The organism is Pseudomonas sp. MS19 (assembly GCF_013277615.1).
Lineage (GTDB): Bacteria > Pseudomonadota > Gammaproteobacteria > Pseudomonadales > Pseudomonadaceae > Aquipseudomonas > Aquipseudomonas marincola.
In genome coordinates this window covers 285,178-301,861 of record NZ_VBTO01000005.1, presented here as the reverse complement: position 1 = coordinate 301,861, position 16,684 = coordinate 285,178, and the positions used below count along the sequence as shown (strand labels likewise).

Annotated in this window: 11 protein-coding genes and 1 pseudogene; 7 read left to right on the top strand and 5 right to left on the bottom strand. The window is 57.4% G+C overall.

Translation table 11 applies throughout. The features are described from left to right. Positions 1-18 precede the first annotated feature (18 nt). Positions 19-2,055, bottom strand: coding sequence for a TonB-dependent receptor (locus FEZ62_RS03825; RefSeq protein WP_242454873.1), 2,037 nt, complete (start codon positions 2,053-2,055; stop codon positions 19-21). A gap of 49 nt (positions 2,056-2,104) precedes the next feature. Further along, the gene (aceK, locus tag FEZ62_RS03820; protein WP_172926859.1) at positions 2,105-3,817 is read right to left on the bottom strand and encodes a bifunctional isocitrate dehydrogenase kinase/phosphatase; all 1,713 of its coding nucleotides are present in this window, start codon (positions 3,815-3,817) and stop codon (positions 2,105-2,107) included. Positions 3,818-3,993: 176 nt separating this feature from the next. Between aceK and FEZ62_RS03815 the strand changes: the two genes are divergently transcribed. Next, entirely contained in the window at positions 3,994-4,902 is a 909-nt protein-coding gene (locus FEZ62_RS03815; RefSeq protein WP_172926858.1) for an EamA family transporter, read from the top strand. A 61-nt stretch (positions 4,903-4,963) separates the two neighbouring features. Here the strand turns inward: FEZ62_RS03815 and cysK are convergent, their stop codons facing one another. After that, positions 4,964-5,938 (bottom strand): cysteine synthase A, encoded by a 975-nt coding sequence (cysK, locus tag FEZ62_RS03810; RefSeq protein WP_090510518.1) that lies wholly within the window; start codon positions 5,936-5,938, stop codon positions 4,964-4,966. Positions 5,939-6,058: 120 nt separating this feature from the next. Between cysK and FEZ62_RS03805 the strand changes: the two genes are divergently transcribed. The 5 genes and pseudogenes from FEZ62_RS03805 to FEZ62_RS03785 all read left to right on the top strand — a co-directional run bounded on the left by FEZ62_RS03805 (position 6,059) and on the right by FEZ62_RS03785 (position 10,639). Further along, positions 6,059-7,123, top strand: coding sequence for a DUF748 domain-containing protein (locus FEZ62_RS03805; protein ID WP_172926857.1), 1,065 nt, complete (start codon positions 6,059-6,061; stop codon positions 7,121-7,123). 160 nt (positions 7,124-7,283) lie between these two features. Beyond that, positions 7,284-8,129, top strand: coding sequence for a MoxR family ATPase (locus FEZ62_RS03800; protein ID WP_069901828.1), 846 nt, complete (start codon positions 7,284-7,286; stop codon positions 8,127-8,129). 187 nt (positions 8,130-8,316) lie between these two features. Beyond that, a complete protein-coding gene (locus tag FEZ62_RS03795; RefSeq protein WP_150548912.1) occupies positions 8,317-9,495 on the top strand; it encodes a VWA domain-containing protein in 1,179 nt (392 codons plus the stop codon). A gap of 414 nt (positions 9,496-9,909) precedes the next feature. After that, positions 9,910-10,164: pseudogene (locus tag FEZ62_RS03790) on the top strand (PAAR domain-containing protein); the annotation flags it as partial. 67 nt (positions 10,165-10,231) lie between these two features. Further along, a complete protein-coding gene (locus FEZ62_RS03785) occupies positions 10,232-10,639 on the top strand; it encodes a hypothetical protein (protein WP_242454872.1) in 408 nt (135 codons plus the stop codon). Between the two features lie 17 nt (positions 10,640-10,656). On the opposite strand, the gene FEZ62_RS03780 is transcribed toward FEZ62_RS03785, so the two are convergent. Then, the gene (locus FEZ62_RS03780) at positions 10,657-12,261 is read right to left on the bottom strand and encodes an ATP-binding protein (RefSeq protein ID WP_069901825.1); all 1,605 of its coding nucleotides are present in this window, start codon (positions 12,259-12,261) and stop codon (positions 10,657-10,659) included. Beyond that, positions 12,258-12,983 carry a response regulator gene (locus FEZ62_RS03775; RefSeq protein ID WP_090510540.1) on the bottom strand — a complete coding sequence of 242 codons (726 nt, stop codon included), beginning with the start codon at positions 12,981-12,983 and terminating at the stop codon, positions 12,258-12,260. The genes FEZ62_RS03780 and FEZ62_RS03775 overlap by 4 nt, the downstream gene beginning before the upstream one ends. Positions 12,984-13,757: 774 nt before the next feature. On the opposite strand from FEZ62_RS03775, the gene FEZ62_RS03770 reads away from it, so the two are divergent. Then, positions 13,758-16,661, top strand: coding sequence for a ribonucleoside-diphosphate reductase subunit alpha (locus tag FEZ62_RS03770; protein ID WP_069901823.1), 2,904 nt, complete (start codon positions 13,758-13,760; stop codon positions 16,659-16,661). Positions 16,662-16,684: the final 23 nt, after the last annotated feature.

The window sequence follows — 16,684 nt, the reverse complement described above, 5'->3', positions numbered from 1 at the left end:
GCGCGCCACTAACTCCACTCAAAATGTTACACGCAGCCCCGCATACACCGTACGGCCAGGGCCCGGCTCGAAATACCGGCCGTTTGCATCATTGATGCGCACGTTGTCGTAATACTCCCGGTCAAACAGATTATCGACCCCAACATAAGGCTCCCACAGCTGCCCGCCGGCCTTGAAACGTTTGCCTGCGCGCAAGTTGGTGAGCGCGTAGCCGGCCACCTCGACCGTGTTGGCGTCATTGGCATACATGGAGTCAAACGCCCGCAGATTCAAGCGTGCGTAGTAATCATTCTGCTCAAAGGCAATCTCGGTAAACAGGGTTTGCTGCGGAATCCCAGCCAGCGAGTTGTCACTGTAATCGGCGCCATCAAGCTGATACTCATCAAACCGAAAGCGGCTGTAGGTATAAGCGCCCGACAAGCGCCAGGCATCGGCCAGCTGCCAGCTCAGGCTCATTTCCACACCTTCGCGGTGCGACTCACCAGCATTGCGGTAAAAGTTGCGCCCCGACTGGCCCGGCAAACTGTACGCCACCAGTTCGTCATCCAGCTTCATGCTGTATACGGCCAGATCGTAACGTAAGGTTTGCCACTCACCTTTCAGGCCCAGCTCCCGATTGAGCGCATGCGAGGGCTGTAACGAGGGATTGAAACCACCTCCGGCAGGATTGGCCAGCTCGCTGATGGTCGGTGTTTCAAATGAGGTGCCGATCTTGGCGTAGATCGACTGATGGGCATCAAGTTGATAGCTCAAGCCGGCGCTGTAGTTCCAGTCCTCGAGATTGCGTGAGCCGGAGTCGTCACCGTCACTCAGAAAGCGGTCGTCGACCGACAAGCGCACGCGGTCGTAGCGCACGCCCAATGTGGCCTGCCAGTTCTGTGCAAGATCGATTTGATCTTCGACAAATATCCCGCTGCTGTCGGCATTCTCGTCCTCTTTGAGCGTCTCAGCGCCCCGCTCGCCGAGCAGGTTATCGTACCGACGACGATCATCGCGCTGGGTTTCAACGTCGAAACCAGCGGTAATCTTATGGGCCATGCCTAGCCACTGGTTGTTGTGACTGTATTGACCGCCAATCCCGGCGAACAAACGGTCGAAGGTTGTTTGGCCACCGCCGGTAAACGGCAGCCGGTTGCCAAACTCACGCTGGCCGACGTAGCTGCGTAGCTGATACTCATCGCTGCCGGTCGCGAAACCATCCCACACCGCGCTTAAGCGCTGCTGCCGAATGGTCTCGTCAGCGTCGTAGCGCAAGTTATTCGGTGCCGCCTGACCACGATCAGCGTCAACTTCACTGGCCTGCAAGCCGCCCGGATCTTCGGCGCGGTTGTCGATGGCGTTGAAGCCAATGCGCAGCCGCCCATAATCGCTGTACCAGCGCAGCTTGCCGGTCAGGCTATTGGTTTCGGCCCGCGCATGGTCACGATAGCCATCGGACTGGGTGCTGTTGAAGGACAGCAACCCGCCAATATCGCCAACACTGCCACCGGTTTCAACGCGCGCCCGCTGATAACCCAACTCGCCGGCACTGAGATCAAAAAAGCTGTAGGGCGTGGCGGGTGGCTGCCGGGTCTCGATATTCAAAACCCCACCAGCTGCGTTGCCGTAAAGCACAGAAGACGGCCCACGCAGTACCTCCAGCCGTTCGACCAAGCCCAAATCCAGCCCGTCGAGTTCAGTCTGGCCATCCGGCATGGTCAGCGGCACGCCATCGACCAGCACGCGCACGCCGCGCACACCGAAGTTGCCGCGCGCGCCAAAGCCGCGAATAGACGGCCGTAATCCCTGCGCCAGGTTGTATTGATTCTGGCTGAATACGCCCGGCACTGAAGCCAACAGGCCTTGCAGGGTAAGGCTCTTCTCGGCGCTGGCATCATTGCTCTCGACCACGCTGACTGCGGCGGGCGTGGTCAACCAGCTACTGCGGATGCGGGGCGAGACAATCAGCAGAGGCGCCATCTCGACCGCTTGCTTTGATTCGGGCTCGTTTGCAGGTGCCAGCTGCGCATTTGTACCCAGCAGCACACCGGCCGCTGTTGCCAGGGATAATCTCAAAAAAACCTCTGTATCCGGGGATTAGCCAGGTTTGCTGGCACGCGTTGGTTTATTCGGTCTTACGCCTGTAAGGGAACACATCAATTACTTTGCCGGTGTTTATCGCCTGCTGCAGGCTCTGCCAATACTCGGCATCGTAAAGTTCGCCGTGCAACTTGCTGAACAAGCGCCGCTGCTGGATATCGGCAAACAGAAATGGCGGAAACTCCTCCGGAAACACATCCATCGGCGCCACCGAATACCAGGGCTCGCTGGCCATTTCATCTTCAGGGTAACGCGGCGGCGGAATGCGCCGGAAATTAACTTCGGTCAGAAAACAGATTTCATCGTAGTCATAGAACACGACACGGCCATGACGAGTAACGCCGAAGTTTTTCAGCAACATGTCGCCCGGAAATATATTCGCCGCCGCCAGCTGTTTTATCGCCAATCCGTAGTCCTCGAGCGCCGCCTTGACCTGCAACTCGCTGGCACTCTCGACATACAGATTGAGCGGCGTCATGCGCCGCTCGGTCCAACAGTGGCGCACCAGCACGGTGTCGCCTTCAACTTCAACGGTTGAAGGTGCAACTTCCAATAGTTCGGCCAGGCACTGCTCATCAAACTTGGCTTTGGGGAAGCGGAAATCGGCAAATTCCTGGGTATCGGCCATGCGCCCTACCCGATCGACACTTTTAACCAACCGGTACTTTTCGATCACGGTCTGGCGCGACACGCTCTTGGTGTGCGAGAAACGGTCCTTGATGATCTTGAACACGGTGTTGAAGCCCGGCAGCGTGAACACGCTCATGACCATGCCGCGCACACCCGGCGCCATGATGAACTTGTCATCGGTCGAGGCCAGGTGATTGATCAGCGCGCGATAGAACTCAGATTTACCGTGTTTGTAGAAGCCGATAGAGGTGTAAAGCTCGGCTATGTGCTTGCCCGGCAAAATCCGCTTGAGAAAACCGATGAACTCGGCCGGGATGGCGACATCCACCATAAAGTACGAGCGGGTAAACGAGAAGATGATCGACACATCGGCTTCGTCGGTTATCAGCGCGTCTATCTGGATGCCCTGGCCTTCACGGTGCAGCAACGGAATCGCCAACGGCCATTGCTCATCATGGGTGTAAATCCGCCCGATCAGGTACGCACCTTTATTGCGATACAGCACCGAGTAGAACAACTCGACGGTTAAGGCCGGGTCTTTGCACACCCAATCCGGCAGGCTTTCGCGTAACTGGCCTTCAAGACGCGCCAAATCCCGGGGTAAATCCTCGAATGCCACCGAAAAACAGTAATCGTCGAAAATTGCCTGGAGCATCTCGCCGAGGCTGACATCGAGCCGGTAGACCCGCGTTTGCGCCACACGCTCCTGGCTGCGCAAGGCTGGCCGTGTGCTGTGAATGAACATACAGCCATCGCTGATCTGGTCGTGGCTGAACAGGCTGCAAAAGATCGAGTTGAACCATGTCTCGGACAACTCATCATCAAAGCGCAGATCAATCAGCTTGATGTAGGCACGTTTGACCAGCGGCCACTGCTCCACATCAGTCAGCCCCTGCTGGAAATGCCGTTTAAGGCGCTGGCTGCACTCGCTGACTTTATCTTCATACAGGTTGATCCGCGCCGCCGAGGCCTTTTGCGCGTCTTGCCAGAGCGCTTGCTCGAAGCGCGCGCGGGCACCGTCGGTGATCTGCCGGAAATGCTCACGATAATCATCAAAGCCGGTCAGAATCTGCGCGGCGATCTCGGTGGCTAGCGGTTGCTGCGACATGAAAAACCTCAGTGCGTGCAAGGCTGGGTGGCGGTGAACGTATCCAGTCAAACTAGCACGGGAAAGCCTCTGCATCGATTGCCAGCTGCCCGCACGGGGATTTAAAAGTCAGTTGTGTATTGCATTGGCTGCGGTGCGCAGCAACACTTCCCGCCTGCCACTGCCCGGAGCCTATTGTGCGCATTACCGACTTGCTCAGACTGCTATTGCTCGCCGCCATCTGGGGCGCCAGTTTCCTGTTGATGCGTATTGTTGCGCCGGTGCTGGGCAGTATGCCCACGGCCTTCTTCCGCGCCAGCCTGGGCGCACTTGGCTTGCTGGCAATTTTGCTGATCATGCGTGTGCCCTGGGATTTTCGCGGCAAGCTCAAGCAATGCCTGGTACTCGGCGTTATCAACGCCGGTCTGCCTTCGGCCATGTATTGCCTGGCCGCGCTGGTCTTGCCCGCCGGTTACTCATCCATCTTTAATGCGTTGACGCCATTAATGGGCGTGCTGATCGGTGCAATGTTCTTCTCCGAGGCGCTCACACCCAGCAAAACCACTGGCGTTGCGCTCGGGCTATTTGGTGTTTGGCTGCTTACGCAAACCGGCCCGGTCGCGGTCGACATGTACCTGTTGCTGGGCGCAGGCGCCTGCCTGATTGCGACTATCTGCTACGGCTTTGCCGGGTTTCTCACACGTAAGTGGATCGGCCAGCAAGGCGGCCTAGACAATCGCCTGACTGCATTCAGCAGCTTGTGCGGTGCCAGCCTGTTTTTGCTGCCGCTGTTCTTTGGCTCGCTGGCCGTACAGCCGCCGGCCTCGTGGGGCGGCTTGCAGGAATGGCTGTCTCTGGCCGGGCTGGGCTTTGTCTGCACGGCATTTGCCTACGTGCTGTACTTTCGTCTGATAACCGATATTGGCCCGATAAAAGCCTCGACCACAACATTTCTGATTCCGGTTTTCGGGGTTTTCTGGGGCTGGCTGCTGCTCGACGAGCCGCTGTCGTGGGCTTACCTCTATGGCGGCGCAGTGATCGCGCTGGCCTTGTGGCTGGTGGTGCGCCCGACCGAAACAGTCCAGCTCAATAATGCCGCGCGCTGAAACGTAAAAAGCCGCAAAACCTCGCGGATTTGCGGCTTTATTGGCAGCGGTTAAGCGGCGATTACTGCACCAGTTCCTGCTCACTGAACATGTCGCTGAACAGCATGCTCGACAAGTAGCGCTCGCCGGAATCCGGCAGGATAACCACGATGGTCTTGCCCATCATGTTCGGCTCGTTGGCCAGCTTAATGGCTGCCGACATGGCCGCGCCGCAGGAGATGCCGCAGAGAATGCCTTCTTCGCGCATCAGTCGCAGGGCGATGTCCTTAGCGTCTTCATCGGTTACTTGCTCGACCCGGTCAACCACGCTCAAATCGAGGTTCTTCGGCACGAAACCTGCGCCAATGCCCTGAATCTTGTGCGGGCTGGGCTTCACCTCTTCACCGGCAAGGGTCTGGCTGATAACCGGCGAACTGACGGGCTCTACGGCCACTGAGATAATCGCCTTGCCCGCGGTATTTTTGATGTAGCGCGAGACACCGGTAATCGTGCCGCCGGTGCCAACGCCCGACACCAGCACGTCGATGGCGCCTTGGGTGTCGTTCCAGATTTCCGGCCCGGTGGTTTTCTCGTGAATCGCCGGGTTGGCCGGGTTCTCGAACTGCTGCGGCAGGAAGTATTGCGCTGGATCGGAGCCTGCAATCTCGCTGGCTTTTTCAATCGCGCCTTTCATGCCCTTGGCAGGCTCGGTGAGCACCAACTCTGCGCCCAGCGCCTTGAGCACCTTGCGCCGCTCAAGGCTCATCGACGCCGGCATGGTCAGCAGCAATTTATAACCACGCGCTGCGGCCACAAAGGCCAGGCCAATCCCGGTGTTTCCGGAAGTTGGTTCTACAATAGTCATACCCGGCTTGAGCACGCCACGCGCTTCAGCATCCCAGATCATGTTGGCACCGATGCGGCACTTCACTGAGTACGCCGGGTTGCGGCCCTCGATCTTGGCCAGAATGGTGACGCCTTTTGGGCCCAGACGATTGATCATCACCAGCGGCGTATTGCCGATGGCTTGGGCGTTGTCTGCATAGATACGGCTCATAACGAATTCCTTGTGCGTGCGTTGCCGGTTAGCCTGCAAGCGTATGACGCGTTGGGTTGGCAGTCCAGTGCGTCACAGACCATGATTAAAACTTATTGCCATAACCTTAGTCACATAACTATGAGAAAACGTTTCGCTATTCCGTCCGGGATTATCCTAACGCTGGTCATAGCACTGGTGGTGCTGCATATTGCCCTGCCTTCTCTGGTCCGTGACTACCTCAATAAACAGATGGCTGACATGGGCGACTACCGTGGCCATGTCACCGACGTAGACCTCGCGCTTTGGCGTGGCGCCTACCGGATTAATGAGCTGAAGATCAACAAGGTCAACGGCAAGGTACCGGTGCCGTTACTCGACGCGCCGGCGATTGATTTATCGGTGAGCTGGAGCGCGCTCTGGCATGAGCATGCAATTGTCGCCAGCGTGGTGTTTGAACAACCCCGGCTGAACTTTGTTGACGGCGGCAATGCTGAAGCCTCGCAAACCGGTGAAGGCGTCGACTGGCGTGAGCAACTCAAAGCGTTGCTGCCCATCACCCTTAACGAGGTGCGTGTGGAGCAAGGCACGCTGGCCTTTCGCAATTTCACCTCGAAACCCAACGTTGACCTCGAAGCCACTCAGGTCAACGCAACCTTGCTTAACCTGAGCAACACCCGCAACAGCAAGGAGTTATTGCCCGCCAGTTTCCAGGCCACGGCAAACGTGCTCGGCGACGCACCGCTCGAGACCAGCGCCAAGCTCAACCCGCTGGGCAAACTCGATGACTTCGATTTGAAACTGCGCATCACCGACATTCAACTCAAGCGGCTCAACGACTTCACCCGCACCTATGCCGAGTTTGACTTTGTGAAAGGTCACGGGGATTTCGTCATGGAAATTAAGGCGCGCAAAGGCAAGCTTGATGGCTACGCCAAACCATTGCTTCGGGATATGGAAATTTTCGACTGGAAGCAGGATGTTGAAGCCAAGGACAAAAATATTCTCACCGGCATTTGGGAAGCGTTGGTCGCCAGCGGTGGCTGGCTGCTGAAAAACCACCAAAAAGATCAATTCGCCACACGCATCGAGCTGGCCGGCGACCTCAACGCCTACGACGTCAGCCAATGGCAGGCATTCAAGGCCATTCTGCGCAATGCCTTCGTCAAAGCCTTCAGCAATCGATTTGACTCCACAAGCGAGTAATCCCGTGCCCGCCGAGGCGGGTACGTTGCTGGCGTGACTCGCCATTCAGTGACTGAATGCCCCGTCTACGTTCACAGTCGACCGGCCTGCGCGGTATAGTAGTTTTTTACCTATTTGACCCGAGGTGCTTAGCCCGGGCGTTCGGTTCGAGGATTTATTGATGAAATTCGAAGGCACTCAGTCCTATGTCGCCACAGACGACCTTAAGCTGGCGGTAAACGCAGCGATCACTTTGCAGCGCCCGCTGCTGGTCAAAGGCGAACCCGGCACCGGCAAGACCATGCTTGCCGAGCAGTTGGCGGAGTCCTTTGGTGCCAAGCTGATTACCTGGCACATCAAGTCGACCACTAAAGCCCATCAGGGCCTCTACGAATACGATGCGGTCAGCCGCCTGCGTGACTCGCAGCTCGACTCGGACAAAGTTCACGATGTGCGCAACTACATCAAGAAAGGCAAGCTCTGGGAAGCGTTTGAGTCTGAAGAGCGGGTAATTCTGCTGATCGACGAGATCGACAAGGCCGACATCGAGTTCCCTAACGACCTGCTGCAAGAACTCGACAAGATGGAGTTCTACGTTTACGAGACCAACGAGACGATCAAGGCCGTTCAGCGCCCGATCATCATCATTACCTCGAACAACGAGAAAGAGCTGCCGGACGCGTTCCTGCGCCGTTGTTTCTTCCACTACATCGCCTTCCCGGATCGCACGACCCTGCAAAAGATCGTGGATGTGCACTACCCCGACATCAAGAAAGATCTGGTTGCTGAAGCGCTGGATGTGTTCTTCGACGTGCGTAAAGTGCCAGGTCTGAAGAAGAAGCCCTCGACCTCAGAACTGGTCGACTGGCTGAAGCTGCTGATGGCCGACAACATTGGTGAAGCGGTTCTGCGCGAGCGCGATCCGACCAAGGCCATTCCGCCGTTGGCTGGGGCATTGGTCAAGAACGAGCAAGACGTGCAACTGCTCGAACGCCTGGCCTTTATGAGCCGTCGGGGCTCTCGATAATTAGCGGTTGTCGGGCATGCGGCGCTGGCATTTGACTCAGTGTGCGCCTTCTCTGCTGTGAATGGCGCGCCACCAGCGCGTTCCGACATGCCTGATTGACGCTCGCAAGCCTTGCCTTGCGCGATGAAAGAGCACGGCTGGCCTCATTGGCCGCGCTCTGCAACCAACGAATAACGAGGGTGCAGCCATGCTGCTCAACCTGTTCAATGAAATGCGTGCAGCTAAAGTGCCGGTCTCGGTGCGAGAGCTGCTCGACCTGATCAACGCGTTGAAGCACAACGTGGTGTTCGCCGACATGGACGAGTTTTATTACCTGTCGCGAACCATTCTGGTGAAAGACGAGCGCCATTTCGACAAGTTCGACCGCGCATTTGGCGCTTACTTCAACGGCCTGCAAAACCTTAATCAGCACATCGAGGCGCTAATCCCCGATGAGTGGCTGCGCAAGGAGTTTGAACGCTCGCTGTCTGAAGAAGAGCGCGCCAAGATCGAATCACTCGGCGGCCTCGACAAACTGATCGAAGAGTTCAAGAAACGTCTCGAAGAGCAGAAAGAACGCCACGCCGGCGGCAACAAGTGGATCGGCACCGGCGGCACCAGCCCGTTCGGCTCAGGCGGTTTCAACCCGGAAGGTATTCGTGTCGGCGATGCGGGCAAGCGTCAGGGTAAAGCGGCCAAGGTCTGGGATCAGCGCGAGTACAAGAACCTCGATGATCAGGTCGAACTGGGCACGCGCAACATCAAGGTCGCCCTGCGCCGCCTGCGCAAGTTCGCCCGCCAAGGCGCCGAAGACGAACTCGATCTCGACGGCACCATCGACCACACCGCAAAAGACGGTGGCTTGCTCAACATCCAGATGCGCCCGGAGCGCCGCAACACTGTCAAACTGCTGATCCTGTTTGATATTGGCGGTTCGATGGATGCGCACGTAAAGGTCTGTGAAGAACTGTTCTCCGCCTGCAAGACCGAGTTCAAGCATATGGAGTATTACTACTTCCATAACTGCGTGTACGAATCGGTGTGGAAGAACAACCTGCGCCGCACCTCGGAACGCTTCTCCACCCAGGATTTACTGCATAAATACGGCGCCGACTACAAGGTCGTGTTCGTCGGTGATGCGGCGATGGCGCCCTACGAAATCACTCAAGCGGGTGGCAGCGTGGAGCACTGGAACGAGGAAGCCGGACACGTGTGGATTCGCCGCTTCATGGACAAATACAAGAAGCTCATCTGGATCAACCCGTATCCAAAAGACACCTGGGGCTATACGGCGTCGACCAATATCGTCCGCGAGCTGATCGAAGACCAGATGTACCCGCTGACATTGCAGGGTCTGGAAGACGGCATGAAGTTCTTGTCTAAATAAACCTTGATGGATTGCGCCGCAATGCGGCGCAATTCGCTCACGCCCGCCTTTGCTAACGCACAAATTCATTGTCCGGACATAAATCACCAAAACCGTCGTGGTGATACCGCATCAACTGATTCTCGCCCCCACTAGCCGCTCGTCTCCCGCCAGACTAAGCGACCTGCAGCACTCCTTCCCCGCCCCGCGCAGGCCGTTTCCTACAAACTTATTTCCTTTACCGGACGTCAATCGCTGTGCGACTTTGCGTGGACAAAACACTGTCCGCAAGCCGTAACGAACACGCCAGGCATCTGCAAATTTCATAGATATTTGCGCGAAAGGACTTCGCCAGGCAAAACGCCCCAAGGCTCGTTCAACGACATTGTTTGCGACGGCCAGCGCTACTTTTCACGGATGAAATGAGGTGCACAGATGATCCCATCGGCGCGCAAGGGTGACAGCCATGTTTGCCCGCTTCCCGGGCATGGCACCACGCCCATAATCTCAGCCAGCGACAACGTGATAATCAACGGGGATTGGGCGGCGCGAGTCGGCGATGCCTGTGGGTGCGGAGCCGTTATCATCGCGGGCTTCCCGTCGATCATTGTCAACGATCGGCCAATGGCTTATTTGGGTAGCCCGACCAGCCACGGCGGCATGATCACCAGCGGCTCGGAGAATGTCGGCGGCGATGTGGTCATGGCCGAAGTGCTTGCAGTACCTACCAACGATTGGGGAGGGGGCGTTAAGCCGCATGAGTGCAGGTAAACGCAAGTGGCGCATGCGCTGGTGGATGTGGCCAATCGTTGCATTCCTTGTGATGCGCTACGGCACGCTTTTGCTGCCGGGGGTCAGGGTCTATTACTCCGAAGATGCCACTGCTGCAATCGGCTATCTTTGGGTAGACAACGGAAGTTCATACGACAGTGCTATTGGCCCGGGCGGTTACACCACCGAAACAGTAGATATCGTCAGGGACGCGGACCACCGCGTTGAGTTTTTCTGGTGGAGGCTCGGCAAGGGGCGTGAGCATTGCGTCAGCGTCACCCCAAAGTGGCCACACACGACTATCTACCTGGATGCCAATGCCGATATTGACTACAGCAAAGGCACCGACGCTGACCGGCTCCAGAGGTGCCCAAACATGACGGCTGATATGTAGCCCACACGGTTACGCACTTACCCTTGCTTACACGGCCACACCAGGCTGAATTTGGCGCCGCCTAGTGCGTTGCTGTGATCGAGCAACACCTCACCTTCATGCCAAATGGCAATGCGCCGCACGATCGACAGGCCCAGACCGTGGCCACCGGAGGCTCGGGTGCGGCTGTCATCGAGGCGCAGGAATGGGGTGAATATATGCTCCCAGGCTTCTTGCGGCACTCCGGGCCCGTCATCGTCCACGTCGATCCGACAGTGTTTAAGACCAATGTGCAAACTTATGCGCACCTGCGTTTCGGCATGACGCATGGCGTTGCTCAACAGATTCTGCAGGGCACGGTGCAGATAGCGAAAATCTGCATCAACCTGCGTACTCATTCCAGCCTCGGCCAACGACACCGGGCCTTGAGTAACCTGCACATCGGCGCGCAACGGCGCCAACTCGCCGATTACCTGATCGATTAACGTGTCGACCTCTACATCGACAAAATTCAGCGCCGGCGCGCCCTGCTCCAGCCGGGCGAAGGTGAGCATCTCGTCGACCAGTTTGTCGAGGTCCTGGATGTCATTGTCCATACCTTCCATGTACTTTTGCCGCGCTTGCTCACTGGGCGCGTCCTCGATCATTTCCAGGCCAAAACGCAGGCGTGCGACCGGCGTACGCAATTCATGCGACACCGCCCGCACCATTTCGCGCTGAATGCCCAATGAGCGCTGCAAGTGCTCGGCCATGTCGTTAAATGCGACGGCGAGGCGACCAATCGAATCCGGGCCGCGCGTCGGCACTCGCGCCTCCAGCCGGCCACTGGCGATCAAGGTGGCGGCGCCTTCCAGTTCTCGCAGGCGTTGCTCCAGCGGACGGACCAACAGGTAAACCATCAAGCCAATCATGCTCAGGCCCAGCGCACCGATCAGTACCAGCAACTCCGGCGGATAGGGATTCATTTGATACAGCGGGCCGATCTCCAATACCCATGGCGTATCGACGATGCCGGAGAACACATGAATGGTGTCACCGCCCTGCCCCAATGCCATCACCGTGTCGCCTTCGTCCACGCGGCGACGCTGATCATCATCGAGATTGGCTTTGTCGAGCTTGACCAGACGCAATTCGAAGCCGAACTGCTTCGATTGCTTCAACTCGGCCAGACGCCGTGGCTGCTCATCCACCGGATAACGCACCAGTTCATCAATCAACAGGAACGCGGTGGCGCGCGCCAACTGTTCGCTGACTTGCTGCACTTCGCCGGTGAGCAGCAACACGTTCTGCTCACCAATCAGGCTATATATATGTGCCGCGTGCGGGCCGGTCATGCGCACCACAACCTGGCTGCGCAGTAAGCGCCCGCGCTCACCGCTATTCAAACCAGCAGCGTCCACGGGCTCTACTTTAAGCGGCACGCCCAGAAGTCGTCCCCAGACAGCCACGGCGCGGCGGCGCTCAACATCGTCGAGGCCGGCCAGATTATCCGCCATCAGGCGGAACGTACCGCGCGCCAGGTCTTCGCGGTACTGGTCAGTGCGCACCTCGTTAACCATGTGCAAGGTCACCACGCCCAGCAGTGCCGCCAACACCAGAACGGCAAGCATGCCGCCGTAGATACGCAGGAAGATCGAGTTCATAGCAGCTCGACAGCCGCTTCGGCGACAAACAGGTAACCCTTGCCGCGCACGGTTTTAATGACTTGCGGTTGCACCGGGTCATCGCCGATGCGGGGGCGGATACGAGAGATGCGCACATCAATCGAACGGTCGAGGCCGTCATACTCGATGCCGCGCAAGGCGGTGAAAATTTCTTCGCGGGACAGAATACGCCCGGCATTGGCAGTGAGCAGCCAGAGCAGATCAAACTCGGCACTGGTCAGATCGATTCGCTCCCCCGCGCGCGACGCTTCACGCCGCGAGGCATCTATTAATAGCGAGCCGAACTGCAAACGCCGCGCCGGGTTATCAGCCAGAGCCACTTGCGGCGCATCGAGCCGACGCAGCAGCGCATTGATCCGCGCCAGTAACACGCGCGGGCGCACCGGCTTGTACATGTAGTCGTCTGCGCCCATGTCCAGACCCAGCACCTGATCCTGGTCATCGGTACGCGCCGTCAACATCAGAATCGGCCCCGAATAGCCATCACGCACCGCTTGGCAGATTGTCAGACCATCGGCGCCCGGCAGCATTAAATCCAGTATGACCAGATCGGGCTGCTCGGTTAAAATACGCTGAGCGGCAAGCGCTCCATCCGACTCCACCGCAACGGCAAAGCCGTTACCCTGCAAATACTCGCGGGTCAGTTCGGCCAGCCGCTGATCGTCTTCAACGATCAGAATTTGCCAAGACGCTTGCTCCACCACGACCTCCAGGGCTTACGAAAACCATATCTTCGGCGTGCATTGTAACCACGCGGCACGGCTAATCCGTAGCACTGAAAAAGGCCTAGCGCCGAGTGCGCTGCCAGCACAGCAAAACACACACCATATGCAGGGCTTCTATGACTATATGTAGTGTTTTTGTGACTGACTGATAACGCCTAAAAAGTCACTAAAAAAAACCTCCGGCGACTTCGACGAACGGCGAACAGACAACAATCCCAGCAACAACGCGGCTTGGCGATTGTTACCCCACGATAACCCACAGCTTTATCCACAGGCTGAGCGTTTTTATCAACTTGCCAACCCTCACCCATCGCACTATCTTGTATCCCCATCGCGTTAAACACCTACATATTGGGGTTTAACCTAAAAACAACCCAAACACATTTGCACAGTTTTAGTCCATATCCCGAACCGAAATTGTGCATAAAAAAGCATTACTGGCTGTTTGAGCACCACCTGTAGCAAGCGTAACCGGTAAGACGCCACTCGCGCGCACGGGCCTTCCACAGGCTGTTGAGCACGAACAGACAGAACACTACATGTAGTGGTGCCTGCGAAAAGCCGGCACTAGACTTAAGCAAGCTGTTAGAGGCGCTTTCGTCGCACCTCCAGATACCACCAGCAATATGCAATTGGCTCGGACTGTGTTCCGGGCGAGTGACGTTGTTAGAAATGGAATGAACGTTGGTACGTCGTAGCAATCAACCGCACAAGCGTCTAACTGAAATAATTATGAACACGGAGACATTCATGCACACCGACACTTCTCGCGAGAAATCGCAGGGCGCTGCACTGCAAAGCCCTGACGCCACTCAAGACCTGGCGGCAACCGCACCGGGCCAACTGCGTGTGATCAAGCGTAACGGTACCGTCGTGCCGTATACCGATGACAAGATCACCGTCGCCATCACCAAGGCGTTTCTCGCAGTAGAAGGCGGCACCGCTGCCGCTTCGTCGCGCATCCATGAAACCGTTGCCCGCCTGACTGAACAAGTCACGGCAACCTTCAAGCGTCGCATGCCTTCGGGCGGCACCATCCATATCGAAGAAATTCAGGATCAAGTCGAACTGTCGCTGATGCGCGCAGGCGAGCAGAAAGTGGCCCGCGACTACGTGATCTACCGCGAATCGCGTTCGCAAGAGCGTAAGCGCGAAGGCACCGATATTGCCGAGCCGCACCCAAGCATCCGCGTCACCCACGCCGACGGCTCGGTTGCGCCGCTGGACATGGGTCGTCTGAACACCATCATCACCGAAGCCTGCGAAGGCCTGGCTGAAGTGGACGGCGCGCTGATCCAGAAAGAAACCCTGAAAAACCTTTACGACGGCGTTGCCCAGAGCGACGTCAACACCGCGCTGGTAATGACCGCGCGTACCCTGGTTGAGCGCGAGCCGAACTACACCTACGTAACGGCCCGCCTGCTGATGGACAACATTCGTGCTGAAGGCCTGACCTTCCTCGAAGTTGCAACCAGCGCGACTCACCACGAAATGGCTGACCTGTACGCCAAGGCCCTGCCGGCTTACATCGCCAAAGGTATTCAGTTCGACCTGCTGGATCCGAAGCTGCAAGACTTCGACCTGGAGAAACTCGGCAAAGCGATCAACCACGAGCGAGACGGCCAGTTCACCTACCTCGGCTTGCAGACACTGTACGACCGTTACTTCATTCACAAAGACGGCATTCGCTTCGAGCTGCCACAGGTGTTCTTCATGCGTGTGGCCATGGGCCTGGCGATTGAAGAGAAGCAGAAAGAAGACCGCGCGATCGAGTTCTACAACTTGCTGTCGTCGTTCGACTACATGAGTTCGACCCCTACGCTGTTCAACGCCGGCACCCTGCGTCCACAGCTGTCTTCGTGCTACCTGACCACCGTTCCGGATGACCTGTCGGGCATCTACCACGCGATCCACGACAACGCCATGCTGTCGAAATTCGCAGGCGGTCTGGGCAACGACTGGACCCCTGTTCGCTCGCTGGGCGCATACATCAAAGGCACCAACGGCAAATCTCAGGGCGTTGTACCTTTCCTGAAAGTAGTCAACGACACCGCCGTTGCCGTGAACCAGGGTGGCAAGCGTAAGGGTGCTGTGTGCGCCTACCTTGAAACCTGGCACATGGACATCGAAGAGTTCATCGAACTGCGCAAGAACACCGGTGATGACCGTCGCCGTACGCACGACATGAACACCGCTAACTGGATCCCTGACCTGTTCATGAAGCGTGTCTTCGATGACGGCAAATGGACCCTGTTCTCGCCGAGCGAAGTGCCGGATCTGCACGACCTGACCGGTAAGGCCTTCGAAGAGCGCTACGAGTATTACGAAGCGCTGATCGAATACGGCAAGATCAAGCTGCACAAAACCATTCAGGCTAAAGACCTGTGGCGCAAAATGCTCTCCATGCTGTTTGAAACCGGCCACCCATGGCTGACCTTCAAAGACCCATGCAACCTGCGCAGCCCGCAGCAGCATGTTGGCGTGGTCCACAGCTCGAACCTGTGCACCGAGATCACCTTGAACACCAACAAGGACGAGATCGCGGTTTGCAACCTGGGCTCGATCAACCTGCCGAACCACATCGTGGACGGCAAGCTGGACACTGCCAAGCTGGAAAAAACCGTCAACACCGCGGTACGCATGCTCGATAACGTTATCGACATCAACTACTACTCGGTGCCACAGGCGCGTAACTCCAACTTCAAGCACCGTCCGGTCGGTCTGGGCATCATGGGCTTCCAGGATGCGCTGTACATGCAGCACATTCCTTACGGCTCGGACGCTGCCATTGAGTTCGCCGACAAGTCGATGGAGGCGGTCAGCTACTACGCCATTCAAGCCTCGTGCGACCTGGCTGATGAGCGTGGCGCTTACGAGACTTTCGACGGCTCGTTGTGGTCTAAAGGCATTCTGCCGCTCGACTCTCAGCAAATCCTGATCGAGCAGCGCGGCCAGAAGTACATTGATGTTGACCTCAACGAGAGCCTCGACTGGGCACCGGTTCGCGCCCGTGTACAGAAAGGTATTCGTAACTCCAACATCATGGCCATCGCACCGACTGCTACCATCGCCAACATCACAGGCGTGTCGCAGTCGATCGAGCCGACTTATCAGAACCTGTACGTGAAATCGAACCTCTCCGGCGAGTTCACCGTGATCAACCCGTACCTGGTTCGCGACCTCAAAGCTCGCGGCCTGTGGGATTCGGTCATGATCAACGACCTGAAGTACTACGATGGTTCCGTGCAGCAGATCGAGCGCATCCCGCAAGAGCTGAAAGACCTGTACGCCACTGCGTTCGAAGTTGAAACCAAGTGGATTGTTGACGCTGCCAGCCGTCGCCAGAAGTGGATCGACCAGGCTCAGTCGCTGAACCTGTACATCGCCGGCGCATCGGGCAAGAAGCTCGACGTGACCTACCGCATGGCTTGGTACCGTGGCCTGAAAACCACTTACTACCTCCGTGCCCTGGCCGCGACCAGCACCGAGAAGTCGACTGTAAGCACCGGCAAGCTGAACGCCGTATCCAGCGGCGGTGGTGATGGTTTGAGCGCCGCTCCAGCCAAGGCGCCAGCAGTTGAGATGTCCGCCGGTCCGGCGCCAGTGCCTAAAGCCTGTGCCATCGACGAGCCAGACTGCGAAGCTTGTCAGTAAGTAGTAACAGATGACGCGCGATG

What these genes read in the sequence shown, in the direction of transcription:
- FEZ62_RS03770 (WP_069901823.1), top strand. Translation starts at nt 13,758, where the DNA reads ATGCACACCGACACTTCTCGCGAGAAATCGCAGGGCGCTGCACTGCAA.
- cysK (WP_090510518.1), bottom strand. Translation starts at nt 5,938, where the DNA reads ATGAGCCGTATCTATGCAGACAACGCCCAAGCCATCGGCAATACGCCG.
- FEZ62_RS03805 (WP_172926857.1), top strand. Translation starts at nt 6,059, where the DNA reads ATGAGAAAACGTTTCGCTATTCCGTCCGGGATTATCCTAACGCTGGTC.
- FEZ62_RS03780 (WP_069901825.1), bottom strand. Translation starts at nt 12,261, where the DNA reads ATGAACTCGATCTTCCTGCGTATCTACGGCGGCATGCTTGCCGTTCTG.
- aceK (WP_172926859.1), bottom strand. Translation starts at nt 3,817, where the DNA reads ATGTCGCAGCAACCGCTAGCCACCGAGATCGCCGCGCAGATTCTGACC.
- FEZ62_RS03800 (WP_069901828.1), top strand. Translation starts at nt 7,284, where the DNA reads ATGAAATTCGAAGGCACTCAGTCCTATGTCGCCACAGACGACCTTAAG.
- FEZ62_RS03785 (WP_242454872.1), top strand. Translation starts at nt 10,232, where the DNA reads ATGAGTGCAGGTAAACGCAAGTGGCGCATGCGCTGGTGGATGTGGCCA.
- FEZ62_RS03795 (WP_150548912.1), top strand. Translation starts at nt 8,317, where the DNA reads ATGCTGCTCAACCTGTTCAATGAAATGCGTGCAGCTAAAGTGCCGGTC.